Raw genomic sequence first — 16,993 nt, 5'->3', positions numbered from 1 at the left:
TGAATCTGCAAGATCAGCAGATTCACTGGTGATTTTGTAGTTTTTTAACAGGAAAAGCTTTCCGTAGTAATTCATTTAATAAATGAAGAACTTCCGGCTGATTTGCAAGATTATATTTAGCATAAGAAGGGGCGATGCCCACCTTAATAGTAAAAGCTGTCGGTGGCATTACCCGGAAAAGATCTTCATCTGTAATATCATCACCGATTGCTAAAATAGAATCGGCCTTGCTTGCAGACAGCCAGTGCATGGCGGCCAGCCCTTTGTCAATACCGGCATTCCGTACTTCCAAAACTTTTTCGCCATGCTGAACCTGGAGATCCAGGTTTGAGGTAAAATTTAACAGATGTCCCATCAATTCTTTAAGGCGAAGGTTTGCAAGCTGCGGATCTGATTTTCGGTAATGGAAGACTACAGCATGGTCCTTTTCTTCTATCAAAGATCCGGGAAGCTTATCAGTAAACCGATTCATTATCGGGATAATCTTTCTTTTCCAATTATTCCTGACAGGTTTTAGCCATTGCCAGTCTGATCCTGTTTCACGGAAAATGGCTCCATGTTCTGCTACCAGATGAAATGGAAAGTGACCGAGCCATTTGGTCATTGTTTCTTTATCCCTTCCGCTAATTATCACTACCTCGAGGTTGCCGATGTGGGAGAGTTTTTCAAGAAGCAACATTAATTCTTTCTCAGGTTTTGCTTTTTTCGGATGATCAGAAAAAGGAACAAGCGTTCCATCATAATCGAGAAATATAAGGCATGACTCTGCTTTTTCAAATTGACGGACTAACTTTTTTCTATCCGCTGTATTTAAAACTTTTGCTTTCAGCCTTGCCTGTTTTTTTTTCACTTTGCGAAGCGTGCTGACAAAATCATTCACCCAATCGAACAAATTGTAATGAAGAAGTCTTTTTTGCATTGCACCAATCCTTTGATGCTGTTCATTTTTTTTCATCTCCAGTGCTTTCGCAATGGCTTCACCAATCTCCTCTGTATTGTTAGGATTGATAATTATCGATTCAGGTAACTCTTCTGCAGACCCTGCCATTTCACTCAGGATTAAAACTCCGGCTTTTGTATTCCGGCAGGCCAAATATTCTTTGGCAACCAGGTTCATACCGTCCCTAAGCGGAGTCACCAATGCAACATCACTCTCGGCGTATGCAGCGATCAATTCATCAAAAGAGAGAGAGCGATACTGGTACAGGATAGGTGTCCATTGCATGTTCCCGTACTTCCCGTTAATTCGTCCGACCAATTCATCAATTTGACTTTTTGTTAGCTGATAGTGTTCTACTCCAATCCTGCTCGGTATAATTACCATCATCAGCACTACTTTTTCCCTCCATTCCTGATGCTGATCTAAAAACAGCTCATAACCCTGCAGCCGATTTAGAATTCCTTTGGAATAATCCTGCCTGTCGATAGATAGAATAAGTTTGAGCGATCCGAAAATTTTCTTAAGCCTTTTTATTTCTTCCTGAACTGAATGTGTTTCTACGGCATCGCTATACTTTTCATAGTCAATGCCCATCGGAAAGGAGTCCACTTTTACCGCGCGGTTTTCAAACATAATTTCACCCATATGATCATCAATGCCGAGTATCCTCAGCGTGCTGTTTAAAAAATGCGTACGGTAATCGTGTGTGTGAAATCCAATGAGGTCGGCGCCGTAAATTCCCTGCAGCAGCTCTTTTCTCCAGTTACTGGGAAGCAACCGGAATATTTCATAGGAGGGAAAGGGAATGTGCAGAAAAAATCCAATTGCAGCATTTGGAATTTCTTTCCGGATTAAGCCAGGCAGCAGCATCAGGTGATAGTCGTGTATCCATATTAAATCACCGGGGCGATAGATTTGCATTAATTCCTTACAGAACATTTCATTTACTGTGCGGTACACTTCCCATTGCTCTTTATTATATTCCGTGAAAACGGGAAAATAGTGAAAGAGCGGCCAGATGGTTTTATTACAGAAGCCGAGGTAAAATTTATCCATCAGCTCTTCCAGAAAAAAAATGGAATGGGTTCCGAATTGCCGGTAAATTTCTTTTTTTACTGTTTCGGGATCATCCACTGTTGCTCCCGGCCATCCAAGCCAGGTAATCTCAGTATGGCTCGATTTATCCTTCTTCATTTTCTCCATAAAAGCGCGGAGGCCTGATGCCAGGCCACCTGAGCTCTCCTGGTAATGATATCCATCCGGTTCTTTTACAATGCTCACCGGTGCGCGATTAGAGACAATGATAATCCGCATGTTTGGCTATTTTTTAGTGAACTTATCCAATAGCCGGATAAAGAGGGCATTGGTCCAGCCAAAGCCGGTCTGTGTAATATACCTCTCGGAAGTAGCTGCAGCACCTTTTACAACATTGTATTTTTCCCAGAGTTCCCCGGTTTTTTCAAACATGCTTTTATTTAAATCCAGAAATTTCTTTGCTATTCGTTGGGCGTCGTTCTTAAATCCATAATTATAAAGCCCTTTCACCACAATCCACTGCTGATGGGGCCATCCGTTGGGATAATCATGCTGGCGGTATCCATTCAGTAAATTTTTATTTTGGGTATTGGCAAGGCCGCCTTTGTACTCAAAACGAACGAGGTGATCCAAAACCTTTTTTGCCTGCGTATGGGTTGCCAGCTTGGCCCATAACGGATAAAATCCTGCAACAGAATAAAAAGCACTTTGACGCTTGAACTTGTAATTGTAATCGAAGAAAAAGCCTTTATTAAAATTCCACATGTACTTATTCATCTTTTCACGCCGTGCTTCTGAATTGATGAGGTACTGATTGTACTTTTTCCGGTTTCCGGTATTTTTATAAAATTCTGCAAGGTCCGTTTCATATTTATACAAGCAGCAATTAAGATCGATGGGAATATAATCCAGACAATGGTTTTTGAATCTCGAAGTCATGTCCCAGCCGGATTCATGTTCGGCGGCTAAATGAGTGATGTAATGATCGCAATAGCGGGAAAGACCTTCAAATACAATATGAATTTCTGTCAGTTTTTTATTCATCCAGTAATCCTGCAATTCAATCTCAGCGCTTTTCATCACTCGTTTCATCCATGCCAGATCATTGGTTTCCTGGAATACTTCTCTTGCCATGGAAGTTAAAAAGGGTGGCTGCGAAGTTCCTAAATTATAAAAGCGGTTACGCATAGGAATAATTTGAAACCGCTTCTGAAGATGTACAAAATTATCCACCATGTCCTTGGCAAGATCCGCCCTACCGCACTTAACCAAACCAAGGATGATAAAATAACTATCCCAGTAAAACTGATCATTTTTAAAGATTCCGTGATTAGGTGAAATAAATTTATTGGGCAGACCCAACTGCTTGAATTTATCTTCCGGATGATAGCAAGTTATTTTAGTCCAGTACTTATCAATATAATGAAGCACCTTCTGGTAATCTTTTGCTTTAATGGAATCATTTGCTTCTCTAACCATTGTGAGGGATTAAAATCCGGAGTATATAGTCTTGCTATTTAATGATTTCAATGATTTCCATGAGTGTTCTGAAGGCGACAAATTTTTCTTTATAGCGTTTAGCATGCTCATCTCGTATTGTAGAAGAAAAAGCATTGACGTAACGGTTAAATTTTTCATTGTTTTCACAATGATATTGAATTACATAAGTACTTTCTTCATCTTCCGGCTGATCAAGCAGATGGCATAGACGCGCCTCTGTAAATTGACCTGTTCGCATCATATCAGGAATGTGTTTTTCTTTTATCCACTGCAGCCACTCTTCTTCAATATCCTTATCAATTTTTACAGTAACATTATACAAAAGCATGATGCAGGTTAATTTTCCGCGTTAAAACTATAAAATAGTTATTGCGAAAAATACCGTACCGGTGTCAGGATTAGAATCCCAAAGAGAGATGAATTTCACGATTCGGCAGATAGTAATAATCAGGTGGGAAGACTTATTCCTGAGACGGCTGCACTATTTCATTTGTGACGGAAACAGATGGTTTAAAAAATTCTATAATCAGTCTCGCCTTTGATTTACCTATAACTTTTATTAATTCTTCTTCAGGCGTACCCTTAATCTTTTCTACGGAATGAAAATGACGCAATAATTTCTCTGCTGTTTTCCCTGAAACGCCTTTAATGTCATACAGCTCTGAACGCAAAGTTTTCTTGTCTCTTTTATTTCTGTGAAACGTAATTGCAAACCGGTGTGCCTCGTTCCGTACCTGCTGTATGAGCCGAAGTGCCGGTGATTTTTTATCGATGTAAAGAGGAATAGAGTCGCCGGGGAAATAAATTTCCTCCAGTCGCTTGGCAATGCCTGCAACGGCAACTCGCCCCACCAGGTTCAATTTTTCAAGGCTGTTCATGGCAGCACTGAGTTGGCCCTTTCCTCCATCGATCATTATCAGTTGGGGTAAAGGCTGCTGCTCATCCAGGAGGCGCTTATACCTTCGGAAAACAATCTCTTCCATGGAAGCAAAGTCATTGGGCCCTTCCACTGTTTTGATATTGAAATGACGGTATTCTTTTTTAGCGGGATGCGCATTCTTAAAAACTACGAGGGATGCTACCGGAAAAGAACCCTGGAAATTCGAATTATCAAAACATTCGATGTGAACAGGTATTTCTGTCAGCCGGAAATCTTTTTTTAACTGGGAAAGAATTCGTTGCGCGGGAGTTTCTTTCTTAAAGTCAGATCGTTCACGCTCTTTCACCAGCAGGTAATACTGCAGGTTTCTTTCTGAAAGATCAATCAGCTTTTTTTTATCACCTATTACGGGAACAGTTACGGTAACGTCGGTTTCGGGCGATTGAATAAAAAACGGAACCAGTATCTCTTTTGAATTGCTTTGAAGCTGCTGACGCAACTCATGAACTGCGTACAGTAAAATATCTTCACTCTCTTCCTCGATCTTTTTTACAAGCTCAACTGTCTGTGTTTGAATTACCGATCCATTGACAATACGCATGCAATTCACATAGGCATTCTTTTCATCCTCTTTAAATGAAAATACATCTACATTGGTGATCTTCGGATGCACTACCAATGAGCGGCTCTGGTAAGCTTCCATCGCATCTAATTTCTGCTTCAATAAATTTGCTTCTTCAAAACGATAAGCCTCTGCGTATTGCTGCATTTGCATCTTTAAATTTTGGATCACTTCGGAAAGATTCCCTTTTAAGATTTGCCGGATATGCGCAATCCGGTTATCGTAATCTTCTTTTGACTCCCTTGCTTCGCAGGGCCCTTTGCAATTGCCAATGTGAAATTCCAGGCACACCTTAAATTTTCCTGCTTCAATATTCTTCTGAATCAGATTGAGATTGCAGGTTCGTAACGGGTACATCTTCTTAATAAAATCCAGGATGCCGCGAACTTTTACCACCGAAGTATAGGGACCAAAGTATTCTGAGCCATCCCGTTCCAGCCGCCGCGTAAGAAAAATCCTCGGAAAACTTTCATTCTTTATGCAGATGAAGGGATACGACTTATCATCCTTCATATTGATATTATATCGGGGCTGAAAATTTTTTATAAAGCTGTTTTCGAGATGAAAGGCATCCTGCTCCGTTTCTACAATTGTATATTCAATACGCTTTGCATGACGTACCATTACCTGGGTGCGGAAATTTGAGTGGTTCTTAATGAAGTAGGAGGCAATGCGCTTCTTGAGATTTTTTGCCTTGCCAACATATAGGAGCTTACCATCCGCATCGATAAAGCGGTAAACCCCGGGATAATCAGGCAGGCTTACATAAAGCGATTTAAACTCCTCGGAATTCATGGTTCAAAGTTCTGAAAAACATTTTGACTTGAGAGTTTTGCCAACCTCCATATGTACCTATTTTTCGTAAGTACAAAAGATCTATCATGAAAATTTTTAAGAATCTGAGCTTGTATTTATTGTCGGTGTTGTTTATTGGAATAGGTATCAACCATTTTATTCATGTTTCTAATTTCCTGAAAATTATTCCGCCTTACGTTCCGTTTCCATTAGCGGGCGTATATATAAGCGGGATATTTGAGATTTTATTGGGTGCAGGTTTATTGATAAAGAGATTTCGCCGATACGCTGCAATAGGATTGATATTGCTGCTTATTGCCGTACTCCCTGCCAATGTCTATATGTACACCTCAGGGGAATTTCCGCAATATTCACAAACACTTTTACTGATCCGTTTGCCATTACAGGTTATTTTGATTGCCTGGGCTGCATGGTTTGCAAAAAAAGAGCCATTACCTCGCAGTAATTAACCTGGCAGTTGGTACGGATTGAAATAATTCTGTAAGCTTTTCTCTTTAAAATTAAAAATGCCTTCTACTTTCTTTTTCACTGTAACTTCATTCACCACATCTCCGATAAAGCCAAAGGGAACGCGGTAATAAATTGCATCCTTCATTATAACTCCTCGGTGATTGTGGTTATTGAGTATAATTTCATGGCTGTAGATTTAGAGAATTTTTTAAAATGAGAATCTATAGAAAGGAAAAGGAAGATCTATTCTTTAAGAGCTTTCATTATTTGAATGTGGCCATCCGCAAAGAATGCTTTAATTAAATAAAAACCTGAGGGCAAATCTTCACCGATTGCATTTTCACGCGAAAAATCGTTATCGGCTTCTATTAATTTGCCGTGTAAGTCATATACAAAAACGGCTTGTGGAGATTCATTTGCCTGAATATAAAATGTCGAGGCTGTTGGATTGGGATATAAAGAAGCCGTATTAAGTGGCGTGAATAAATTTTCAGAAGCTTTTGCAGCATCAGCAATTTCTTCCGTGCTTTCCTTATCCGTTGCGCCTTCAGTAACCCTCACCACCCAAACATCATTTCCTCCGTGATTACCGCTTACATCACCGTCATTGCTGCTGCTTAGACCGGCTATCACAAAATCTCCGTTTTCAGTCTGTACCATAGAAAACGGAACATCGGCTCCGCTGCCGCCCAAATTTACGCTGCCTTCTAATTTGCCTCTTTTACTTAATTTTAATAACCAATAATCATAAGACCCCTTATTGCCTGGAACATCCTTATTATTAGAAGTTGCATCACCGATTACTACATATCCCTCATCTTTTGTTTGAACCACATCCTTAGCTAAGTCATCAATGGTACCTCCGAGAGATTTTTGCCATTGTATATTACCCATGCTGTCTGTCTTTACCACCCAATAATCTGCACCGCCGCGCTTTTTAGTGGCGCTGATATCTCCGCTGAACGAATAGCTGTGGCCGCATAAGACAAAACCATTATCAGTAGTTTGCTTTACGGAATAACAAAAATCATTATTAGCGCCGCCGTAACAACGGTCCCATAGCTTATTGCCGTTGGCGTCGAGCTTTACGAGCCAGTAATCCAGCGGACCATTGAAAAAGCTATGATGCTTCGTTATGTCACCGTCTTTTGAAGCTGTATATCCTGCTACTGCAATTCCACCATCCAATGTAAGCTGTAATGAGTAAAAAGTTTCCGTATTGCTACCGCCCAATGTTTTCTGCCATATGAGGCTTCCCGATTGGTCTAAGCAAACTACCCATCCATCGGATAGGCCATGATTCATTGTAACATCTCCATCGCTCGAATACGTTGAACCCGTAAATATATAGTCACCATTATCGCTTTGTCTTATAGAAGTTGTACCATCATTTTGACTGCCCCCCACGCATTTTTGCCATTCTAAATTACCATCTGCATTTAATTTCAAGATCCACGCATCATTGGCATAGTTCGATGAATCTCCATGAAAGCCGGTTACATCTCCATCAAAGGAGTTCGTTCCCGCGGCCACTATATAACCCCCATCTAAAGTTTGCTCAACGCTCGCGGCACTTTCATCACGGCTGCCTCCGTATGTTTTTTGCCACTGCAGGTTACCGGCGGCATCCAATTTTAAAACCCATACATCAGAGAACCCTTTATTTAGAGTTACATCTCCATCTATTGACACCGTTAAACCACAAATAATAAAACCGCCATCAGCTGTAGACTGAATGGCATTTCCCGCATCATAATCGCTTCCGCCATAGGAATGTTGCCAGACAATTTCCGGCGATTGGGCATTGGCTGATAGAATAATCTGAATACAAGAAAAATCATAGTTATACTTACTAAGACAGGTTCCTTAATTAAGATAGAGTTCATTGTTGAAGATTTTAAGAATAGATTAATGAGAGAATGAAGGAAAGGGCAGATTATTCTTTGAAACCTTTAAGCACCTGCGTGTTGCCTCTGGAAAAAGCAATTTTAATAAGATATGCTCCACGGGGTAAATTTTTCCCGATAGCATATCCGGGAAAATATTGACCCCCAAGCTCTACCAATCTTCCCTGAAGATCATATACAAAAAATGCTATCGGAGTTTCGCTTGCATCTATTTGAAAAGATGATCCGGATGGGTTGGGATATAGATAACAATAAAAATCATTGCTTGCTTGTTCCAACCTTGTATTAAAGCATCCGGTGCCGGTTTTATTTCTTATTACTGAATCGAGCTTATGCGTAGAGGGGCCAATAAAAGCCGAATCGGCAAAGCCATTAATGCTTTTAATACTTAAAACAATCTTGATTGTACCAAAAATAGTTGAGTTTGGGGTAAGAGCAATTTGATTAATAATAAATTCTCCGGTATTCCCAACAGGTAAATAATCAGAAGCGGTATAAGGGATTTCGACAAATCCCGAGGGGTTGTCCACTAAATTCTGATTCCCACCATTTTGAAAAATTTGAGGTTTTACAGATAAAGTGGTTATAACTGCTGCTTTATTGTTATTCGTTAGATTGAAGTGAATGCTAATGCGAGTAGGATCAAAACAATCATTATCAAATGCAATACTGCTCGCATTCACCGTATAATTCATCACGCTGTCGAAATCTCTCGTAATAGCACCTTTATTGCATAAGGCGTTTCCGCAAAAAATGGCAGATTGCGCGAAAATAAAGGGATACTTATTGCCTCCGCTCTTTTCAAAGCTATGCCCTGTGCCCGGTACAGCATACAGTTGTGTTTTTACACTGGCATCTTTCAAAGCATCATAAATCTTTTTCGAGCCCCAGAGAAAACCGCTGCCAAAAACATGGCGGTGCCCATTAGCATGGCACTTATCCACAACGTTATCTCTGCAGAAATCGTAGGGTTTATCATTTAGGTACGGAGGGCACATTCCGGTGCCACCTGCATCGAGCACAAACGTGGTTTCTGCATTAGATAAAAAGGGAACTGTTGCGTCATTTACCCCCTGAAAGCCAATCATAGGAATATCATCTTCCGTTCCATCATCGGCTACATACGGTGGAAGCGTGTTGGGATTGTTAGCATCGACGGAATCGATTTGAAACCCATTATCAGGAACGCCGCCCTTTATTTCCATCACTGCCTGTATCTTGTCAATGGGGGCTGCGGTGTTGCTGGCAGATACTGTAAAGTATAAATGCACACTATCATCGCCTAAGGTGTTAGGCTGCTGATCCAGGTCGAAATAGATGGTCTTGGTTGCATTTCCACATATAATATCATGATGGCTGTTTTTTTGTTGCTCAAGGCTTCGTTTTTTTAAAGAATTATCATGGCTTAAGGCATCATTAATATCGCATTCGTCATAATAGGCAGTAGTAAGAGCTGTCACACTTCCGGCGCTGGAGCCGCCAATAAAAATATTATCCATATCAAGAAAAGGAATTTTTAGTTTATAGCCCAAGGCGTTTAGACTATATTTTCCCTTTTCAACGGCTACAAGAGCGCGCAAGGCAAGACGTGCATCCTGTACCGCGCGAAGCAGCACGTAATTATTGGCCGTATCGTCACACTGCACATGAGGAGCGGTACGATAATTTATAGTGGCTACAATAAATCCTCTTGCTGCCAGTGAATCGGCTATAGCGGCTACACTATCGCGGTAAGCGGAGGAGAAGCCTCCGCCGGGCAGAAACAGCATCACAGGATATTTGCAGACAATGACATCAGTTAAAGCATCACCATTGGCCTGGCCATTTAAACCATCCAATTCAGAATCACTCTGACTGGTGGTATCCTCATCATCCGATTGATCATCGGTGTAGAGCACTATTGAGTCTTCACTGTCATCCATTTCATCATCACTATCCGAAAAAGATTCGGAACCCTGTAAGGGATCAGTGCCGCATGAGCCTGTACACGTACTTGGATCATTGTAAACTTCCGGGAAGAAGATATCCATATAGAAGTTGGATGTATCTTTTGATCCGTCATAATAATACGTAACCTTATTCTTGCCATAGGTTACAAAAGGAATCGCTTTTATCTGCAGCACTCCTTTTTTCATTTAGTTATTGAATTTACTGGTGGTCAGTCTTTTCCAGCTAATGGTATCCCATGCATCGCCTTGTCCGTAATAACGAGTGCCATTAATTACAGGATGCAGCCTGCAACCATTGCCGCATAAATAATCAGGAACCGGAGAAGTTTGGGCAAGCAGGGTAGTATTATAAAATAAGAAGAAAATCAACTCTATAAGGAAGAAGTGGTAAATTTTTTTCATCAATTAAGTTTTAAAACAGGAAGAAATTGATAAGCAGGCGAGCGGACTTACTCTCACGAATCTAATGCGGCTTTTTGATTTATCCAAATTGAATATCGCAACTCACCATATCCAATAATCCAGGTTCAGCATAAAAAAAACCGCCTTATAATAAAAGCAGTTTTTTACAAGAAATTAATTCTATAATCTTAAAGGGCTTGTAAGTAATTAGGCGGAATACTACAAGTAATTAATAAATAAATTCCTTGGTTAGTGCAGATGGATATAATTCCGCCAGCTTTTTTCTTCTAAAATTGAAGATGCTTTCCACTTTCTTTTTCACTGTAATTTCATTCACCACATCACCAATAAATCCAAAAGGAATACGATAATGAACAGCATCTTTTATCAAAACTGATCCATTAATCTCTTCAAAAAAGTGCTGATGCTGCCAAAAGGCAAAAGGGCCGAAACGCTGTTCATCGATAAAGTAATGGTGATCTTGAACCGCAGTAATCTCTGTAGTCCAGTTTAGAGGTAAGTTGAATAGTGGGCTTACGGTATAATTGATCAGCATGCCCGGATAAATTTTATCTTCTGAACTAAAGTCGGAGAGCACTTTAAATTTCATGTACGGTGGCGTAATGATATTTAAATTAATGGGAGATGAAAAAAAATTCCACGCCTCATCTAATGATATATTGAGCGTTTGTTGTTGCTTTAAAGAGTGCAGGCTCATAGCTGTTTATTTTCAAAACAGGTGCAAGACCAAAATTGTTTATTATTATCGATCACTTGGATTTTCCGGGAATGGAGCGGTAGAACTGCCATAGTGCGGCTTTTCAATTACTAATTTTTTTTCAGCCTTGTAACCGGAAGTTTCTATCACGCATTTGTATTCCCCGGGATGAAGATAATACCTACCATTATCTGCCTTTTTAACAGCTATTTTTTCCTCATCTGCTTTTAAATTTTTATTCAGCTGGCCTTCATAATCCTGCCTGCGAGTTGAATCGATGGAAAGATCGTATTTAATATAATTCAGTCCTTTTTTCCCTTCATAATTCAATTGCGATAAAAGCAAATTACTGTCAGCATAGATGGTAATCTTCACATTACCTGGCCTGTTTAAATAAATTGGAATTTTTACTTCGGGTCCTTTAATGGAATCCCATGTAAAATCTTTCTTACCCCAGTTATTGCTATACCGGGTGCTGCTGATTGAGAAAGCATACAAGGGTTTGGATAGAATGCTGTCACGCAGCATTTCTAATTCCTGAATCGAAGCAACATATATCGAGCGGCCGTGAGTTCCTAAAATCAGGTCATGCTCACGAGGTTGAATTACGAGATCGTGTACGGAGACAGCAGGTAAACCACCACTCATACGCATAAATTTTTTACCCCGATCGATTGAAACATACACACCGTGGTCCGTTCCGACAAACAATATGTTTTCATTTACCGGATCTTCCCGTACCACATTGATTGGCTCGGCAGGCAAGTCAGTACCAAGTCTCGTCCATGAAGCGCCGTAATTTTCGGATACATAGAGATAACTGTTAAAGTCGTCCCAGCGGTACCCGTTTAATGAGGCATATACGCGCGATTCAGAAAACTGAGATGCCTGTATGCGGCTCACCCATAAATCTTGCGGAAGTTTGTCTGAAATCTTTGTCCAGCTATTGCCTCCGTCTTTTGTTACATAAATTAATCCGTCATCACTTCCTGTATAAATCAATCCAAATTTCAAAGTTGATTCATTCAATGTAGTAATGGTACCATAAGGGACATTTCCTTTTTTACCACCTTTTGTAAGATCGGGTGAAATGGGTTTAAAATTATCACCGCGATTGAAAGACCGCATCAGCTTATTACAGCCGAAATAAAGGATGTCTTCATTATAGGTGGAAATTTGAATCGGCGATTCCCAGTTCCACCGGTAAGGCCGTTCGCTAAGTTCATGCTTAGGAGTAATGTCCTTCGTACTTTGAGTCAGCACATTTACCCGGAAGTAATTCCCAAACTGAAAACCCGTGTACACCACGCTGTTGCCCCGCTGGTCAACGGCAATGTCCATTCCGTCGCCACCAAGAATTTCTTTATATGGATACTGTCCTGTCTGGTGCCAGTCGATGGTATTCTCGGTAGTGCTTGGACCATACCAAACCCCATTGTCCTGTAACCCGCCAAATACATTATAGGGATGATCCATATCGTAATTCACAGAATAGAATTGACCTACAGAGGGATTGTTGCATTTGAGCCAGTTTTTACCATCATCAAAAGTTACATTTACCCCGCCGTCGTTTCCTAAAACCAGGTGACCCGGTCTGTTAGGATCAACCCATAGTGCATGGTTGTCAACGTGAACATTTTCCTTTAAGATATTCTGAAATGTTTTTCCGCCATCGTTTGATTTCAGCACTACATATCCTACGATGTATAGGTTGTTAGGATTATTTTTTTCCACGCGTAACTGGGAAAAATAATATCCATAAGTGTAAAAGAGATCATCGAGATGGTAGCTGTGAGTTCTTTGCCATGATGCTCCGCCATCGTCGCTTCTGTACAATTCTGCACCTATAATCTCCGTCTCAAAAAGAAGGGCATTGGCATCTTCTAAAAACTGAACCAGTGTTTGCGGGGAAATTTTTCTGCTTTGCATCAATGTGAAAATAGTATCCGCAGTATATTTATCAGGAAAACTATTACTGCGCAGAAAATCCTCTACCCTCTTTTTTTTCAGTGAAAGGAATTTATCGCTGCTCATCGTGCGCAGCATTCCTTTAGTCAGTGCAGTGCTATCCTCAACTTTTTTTTCTCTTGCAAACTGATTGTCCACCACAGCGTAGAGCACTGTTTTACCCTGGTTATTTGCTGCAGCGAGACCAATTCTTCCAATATCCGTTCCCTTCGGAAAACCATTTGTTCCAGTTGTAACTAAGCTCCAGGTTTCTCCATGATCGGTGCTTTTATAAATGCCGGAACCTATCCCGCTGCCCTGAAAATTCCATGGATGCCGGATCCGGTCCCATGCGGCTGCATACAAAATATTTTTATTTACCGGATCCAATATTAAATCAATGCAGCCGGTAGTATCATCCACAAACAGCTTTTGTTTCCAGGTTTTTCCGCCATCAGATGTTTTATAAATACCGCGCTCTTTATTAGTGCTGTATAAATGACCAAGAACTGCCACAAAAACTATATCTGCATCATCAGGATCGAGAACAATCCTTCCAATGTGATGACTTTCCGGAAGTCCTGAATTAATCCAGGTCTTTCCTCCATCCACACTTTTAAAAATGCCAAAGCCGGAATAAGACGACCTGCTGGAATTATTTTCACCTGTTCCCACCCAAATAATATTTTGGTCTGAGGAATTCTTGTTGCTCCACTTCACTGCAATGTCGCCTATAGTCATTACAGCTTCCTGATCGAATATGGGTTGGAAGGACAAACCGTTGTTATGAGTATACCACAATCCTCCGGACGCATAGGCAACATAAAACTCGGTAGCATCATTTGGATTCACATCCACATCCACCACGCGCCCGCTCATTATAGTAGGGCCCACATTTCTGAATTGTATTTGTGAGAGGAGTGAGCTTGCTTCCAGATTTTTACGCTGTTCAAACCCGGTTAACCGTTGCGCTGCCTTCGTAAACGGTGGCTGCGGACTTGCAGCATTTTTTTGTGCAAAAGTATCTCTGCATAAAACAACAACAAGGAAAGCGGAGAGGAGTGAAAAGAAAATTTTTCTCATGTTTCAAAGGGTAAAAGGTGAAAATACAATAAATGAAAAAACAGAGATTGTTGTTTTCGACTAAACAGCCTTTGTATTTAATACTTTTGAATTTGAAAAGTGTACCGGTTATGCATTTGACTGAAGTGAATAGCAAACAGACAGAAAAGGACTTCCTTATGACGCCGCTCTCTGTTTATAAAAATGATCCTCATTGGATCCGTCCGCTGGACAATGATATAAAGGCAATATTTGATCCTGGAAAAAACAAATTATTCAAACATGGGGAAGCAATAAGGTGGGTATTAAAAAACGATAAGGATGTACCGATTGGGAGGGTTGCAGCATTCATAAATGAGAATACTTCAAGGACTTCAGAGTATGTAACCGGCGGCATGGGTTTTTTTGAATGTATCAATGATCAAAAGGCGGCTGATTGTTTATTTGACGCCTGTAAAGAATGGCTCATTATCCGCGGGATGGAAGCAATGGATGGGCCTATTAATTTTGGGGAACGAAATGAATGGTGGGGCCTGCTGATCGAAGGGTTTATGCCTCCAACCTACCACATGAATTATAATCCGCCATATTATATTGAGCTTTTTCAATCATATGGTTTTCAAATTTATTTTAACCAGCTGGTCTTTAATTATGAAGTAAACAAAGAAGTTCCGGATATCTTTAAGGCTAAGGCAGAGCGCATTTTTAAGAGTACCGCATTTAAGTTTGAACACATCAAAAAAGATAGCCTGGAAAAATATGCTATTGACCTTACAGATATATACAACCAGGCCTGGAGCAAGATGCCTCACCATAAGCCAGTCACCATTGATCAAACCTTAAAGACACTAAAGCAGATGAAGCCTGTGATGGATGAGCGATTGATCTGGTTTGGTTATTTTAAAGACAAGCCAATTGCATTTTTTGTCATGTTGCCGGAAATAAACCAGGTTATTAAATACCTGAATGGAAGGATGGATGGATGGGGTAAAATAAAATTTCTATACTATAAATCCCTTGGGGTAATAGATAAAATGTTTGGTGTATTGTTTGGCGTGGTACCCGAATTCCAGGGAAAGGGAATTGATGGTGCGGTTATTATGGCTGCAGGCAGGGTTATACAACCCATGAAGAGATATAAGAATCTTGAGATGAACTGGATCGGAGATTTTAACCCCAAAATGATCAAGCTTGTGGAAAACCTTGGGACTAAGGTTGTAAAACGATATAGCACCTTTCGGAAAATCTTCGATCATGCAAAGCCATTTTCACGTGCACCAATCCTTGACTAATACCCAATGCACTGTATTGATAAAGCAACCTTTCATGAATGGAATAAATGCAATACAAGCAAATTAATGGCAGATTCTCAAAGTAAAACATGCAGGTAAAATAAATTATTCTTTGAAAAAAAATTCAGCCAGAAACTACAGCAATAATTGGTCTCTCGTTACTTCGTCATTTTTTTGTCAATAAATTACCTACTTCGGGCTTCGTGACCTAAATTTGCCCGTGCAAAAAAAAGCGGCTATGCGGCAAGTGTTGATTTTTCCTCTTAAACTCACGTCTGGTGCAGCTTTCAGAGGAGTCTTTTTTTTGTTTATAGCAATTTTTTTATTCATTCCTGAATTCAACTTTGCCGACGTAAGCCCTGCTAAAGGTTCAAAAATATTCAAACAATATTGCACATCCTGCCATAGAATAGAAGGAAAATTAATTGGTCCTCAACTAAAAGATATTGATGAGAAAGAGCCTGAAGACTGGTTAATCAAATGGATTCATAATAACCCTGCACTAAGGGCTGCGGGAGATAAAGATGCCATTGCGATATATGAAGAATATCAGAGGAATGCGATGCCAGCCTTTCTTAACCTCTCGGATGATGATATTAAATCCATCCTTTCTTATGTAAAGGAAGAAAGCAATAAGCCGGCAGCAACAGCTCAGGGTCCGGCAGCTTCTGGTACACAATCAGCCACACCATCTTACCTGATGTATGTCGTTATAATTGTGTTATGCATACTCGTTTTTCTATTGATGAGGGTAAATACCACACTTAAGCGGCTCGCCTTCGAGAAGTTGGGAGAACCCATTCCGGAAGAAAGACCTTTAAGCAGAAGACTTACCACCAAGCCTGCCATTGCATTTTATGTGATTGCAGGTGTATTTCTTTTTGGGTTTACTATAGCAGACAGTGCTATGCGCCTTGGTCACTCAAAAAATTACACGCCTGAGCAGCCCATACATTTTTCTCATCAGTTGCACGCCGGTATCAATCAGATAAATTGTTTGTATTGTCATGTGGGAGCTGAAAAGAGTAAAGTGGCATCCATACCTTCCATAAATGTTTGTATGAATTGCCATGCAGGCGTACAAGCCGGGCAAAGTGATGCAGGAACGCAGGAAATAAAAAAAATTTACACCTACTACGACAACAATAAGGCGATTCCGTGGATTAAAATTCATAACCTGCCTGACCATGTCTATTTTAACCATTCACAGCACGTGGTTGTGGGGAAAGTAAAATGTCAGACCTGTCACGGACCCGTAGAAACTATGGATGTGGTTAATCAGTATTCAAGCTTATCTATGGGCTGGTGTATTAACTGCCACCGCCAGACCGGAGTTCAATTTGCAAGCAACAACTACTATTCCATGTATGAAACATTACAGCATGACTTTAAAGATGGCAAAATTGATAAGGTTACTGAGGAGATGATGGGTGGAACGGAATGTCAAAAGTGTCATTACTGATGAAGTGTAAA

The 16,993-nt window shown here is 40.4% G+C and carries 14 protein-coding genes; 3 read left to right on the top strand and 11 right to left on the bottom strand.

Features of this window, described 5'->3' with window-relative positions; translation table 11 throughout:
• Positions 1 to 22: 22 nt before the first annotated feature.
• The 4 genes from H0W62_12980 to H0W62_12965 form a co-directional block, all read right to left on the bottom strand.
• Entirely contained in the window at positions 23 to 2,254 is a 2,232-nt protein-coding gene (locus tag H0W62_12980) for a bifunctional alpha,alpha-trehalose-phosphate synthase (UDP-forming)/trehalose-phosphatase (protein ID MBA3649443.1), read from the bottom strand.
• Positions 2,255 to 2,260: 6 nt separating this feature from the next.
• Complete coding sequence (locus H0W62_12975) at positions 2,261 to 3,454, bottom strand: hypothetical protein (GenBank protein MBA3649442.1); 1,194 nt, start codon at positions 3,452 to 3,454, stop codon at positions 2,261 to 2,263.
• A 34-nt stretch (positions 3,455 to 3,488) separates the two neighbouring features.
• Positions 3,489 to 3,803: a DUF4286 family protein gene (locus H0W62_12970; GenBank protein ID MBA3649441.1), complete on the bottom strand. Its 315-nt coding sequence runs from the start codon at positions 3,801 to 3,803 to the stop codon at positions 3,489 to 3,491.
• Between the two features lie 133 nt (positions 3,804 to 3,936).
• Positions 3,937 to 5,772: an excinuclease ABC subunit C gene (locus H0W62_12965; GenBank protein ID MBA3649440.1), complete on the bottom strand. Its 1,836-nt coding sequence runs from the start codon at positions 5,770 to 5,772 to the stop codon at positions 3,937 to 3,939.
• An 86-nt stretch (positions 5,773 to 5,858) separates the two neighbouring features.
• Between H0W62_12965 and H0W62_12960 the strand changes: the two genes are divergently transcribed.
• Positions 5,859 to 6,242, top strand: a complete 384-nt coding sequence (locus tag H0W62_12960) for a DoxX family membrane protein (protein ID MBA3649439.1) — start codon at positions 5,859 to 5,861, stop codon at positions 6,240 to 6,242.
• Here the strand turns inward: H0W62_12960 and H0W62_12955 are convergent.
• The 7 genes from H0W62_12955 to H0W62_12925 all read right to left on the bottom strand — a co-directional run bounded on the left by H0W62_12955 (position 6,239) and on the right by H0W62_12925 (position 14,249).
• Entirely contained in the window at positions 6,239 to 6,388 is a 150-nt protein-coding gene (locus H0W62_12955) for a hypothetical protein (protein ID MBA3649438.1), read from the bottom strand. The genes H0W62_12960 and H0W62_12955 overlap by 4 nt on opposite strands.
• Positions 6,389 to 6,486: 98 nt before the next feature.
• The gene (locus H0W62_12950) at positions 6,487 to 7,935 is read right to left on the bottom strand and encodes a T9SS type A sorting domain-containing protein (protein MBA3649437.1); all 1,449 of its coding nucleotides are present in this window, start codon (positions 7,933 to 7,935) and stop codon (positions 6,487 to 6,489) included.
• Positions 7,936 to 7,937: 2 nt separating this feature from the next.
• Entirely contained in the window at positions 7,938 to 8,129 is a 192-nt protein-coding gene (locus H0W62_12945) for a hypothetical protein (GenBank protein MBA3649436.1), read from the bottom strand.
• 50 nt (positions 8,130 to 8,179) lie between these two features.
• Positions 8,180 to 10,285 carry a hypothetical protein gene (locus H0W62_12940; GenBank protein MBA3649435.1) on the bottom strand — a complete coding sequence of 702 codons (2,106 nt, stop codon included), beginning with the start codon at positions 10,283 to 10,285 and terminating at the stop codon, positions 8,180 to 8,182.
• Positions 10,286 to 10,501: a hypothetical protein gene (locus tag H0W62_12935; GenBank protein MBA3649434.1), complete on the bottom strand. Its 216-nt coding sequence runs from the start codon at positions 10,499 to 10,501 to the stop codon at positions 10,286 to 10,288.
• Between the two features lie 229 nt (positions 10,502 to 10,730).
• Complete coding sequence (locus tag H0W62_12930; GenBank protein MBA3649433.1) at positions 10,731 to 11,219, bottom strand: SRPBCC family protein; 489 nt, start codon at positions 11,217 to 11,219, stop codon at positions 10,731 to 10,733.
• 45 nt (positions 11,220 to 11,264) lie between these two features.
• Positions 11,265 to 14,249: a glycosyl hydrolase gene (locus H0W62_12925; GenBank protein ID MBA3649432.1), complete on the bottom strand. Its 2,985-nt coding sequence runs from the start codon at positions 14,247 to 14,249 to the stop codon at positions 11,265 to 11,267.
• Between the two features lie 110 nt (positions 14,250 to 14,359).
• On the opposite strand from H0W62_12925, the gene H0W62_12920 reads away from it, so the two are divergent.
• Positions 14,360 to 15,520, top strand: a complete 1,161-nt coding sequence (locus H0W62_12920; GenBank protein ID MBA3649431.1) for a hypothetical protein — start codon at positions 14,360 to 14,362, stop codon at positions 15,518 to 15,520.
• A 238-nt stretch (positions 15,521 to 15,758) separates the two neighbouring features.
• A complete protein-coding gene (locus H0W62_12915; GenBank protein ID MBA3649430.1) occupies positions 15,759 to 16,982 on the top strand; it encodes a c-type cytochrome in 1,224 nt (407 codons plus the stop codon).
• Positions 16,983 to 16,993 lie beyond the last annotated feature (11 nt).

The organism is Chitinophagales bacterium (assembly GCA_013816805.1).
GTDB lineage: Bacteria > Bacteroidota > Bacteroidia > Chitinophagales > UBA10324 > MGR-bin340.
The sequence above is the reverse complement of the archived record's forward strand: the minus strand, read 5'-3'. Positions and strand labels throughout refer to the sequence as shown.

Bases quoted from the DNA above. Each gene is read 5' to 3' on its own strand.
- H0W62_12970 (MBA3649441.1), bottom strand. From the start codon at position 3,803: ATGCTTTTGTATAATGTTACTGTAAAAATTGATAAGGATATTGAAGAA.
- H0W62_12960 (MBA3649439.1), top strand. From the start codon at position 5,859: ATGAAAATTTTTAAGAATCTGAGCTTGTATTTATTGTCGGTGTTGTTT.
- H0W62_12920 (MBA3649431.1), top strand. From the start codon at position 14,360: ATGCATTTGACTGAAGTGAATAGCAAACAGACAGAAAAGGACTTCCTT.
- H0W62_12935 (MBA3649434.1), bottom strand. From the start codon at position 10,501: ATGAAAAAAATTTACCACTTCTTCCTTATAGAGTTGATTTTCTTCTTA.
- H0W62_12965 (MBA3649440.1), bottom strand. From the start codon at position 5,772: ATGAATTCCGAGGAGTTTAAATCGCTTTATGTAAGCCTGCCTGATTAT.
- H0W62_12940 (MBA3649435.1), bottom strand. From the start codon at position 10,285: ATGAAAAAAGGAGTGCTGCAGATAAAAGCGATTCCTTTTGTAACCTAT.
- H0W62_12915 (MBA3649430.1), top strand. From the start codon at position 15,759: ATGCGGCAAGTGTTGATTTTTCCTCTTAAACTCACGTCTGGTGCAGCT.
- H0W62_12955 (MBA3649438.1), bottom strand. From the start codon at position 6,388: ATGAAGGATGCAATTTATTACCGCGTTCCCTTTGGCTTTATCGGAGAT.
- H0W62_12980 (MBA3649443.1), bottom strand. From the start codon at position 2,254: ATGCGGATTATCATTGTCTCTAATCGCGCACCGGTGAGCATTGTAAAA.
- H0W62_12975 (MBA3649442.1), bottom strand. From the start codon at position 3,454: ATGGTTAGAGAAGCAAATGATTCCATTAAAGCAAAAGATTACCAGAAG.
- H0W62_12925 (MBA3649432.1), bottom strand. From the start codon at position 14,249: ATGAGAAAAATTTTCTTTTCACTCCTCTCCGCTTTCCTTGTTGTTGTT.
- H0W62_12945 (MBA3649436.1), bottom strand. From the start codon at position 8,129: ATGAACTCTATCTTAATTAAGGAACCTGTCTTAGTAAGTATAACTATG.
- H0W62_12930 (MBA3649433.1), bottom strand. From the start codon at position 11,219: ATGAGCCTGCACTCTTTAAAGCAACAACAAACGCTCAATATATCATTA.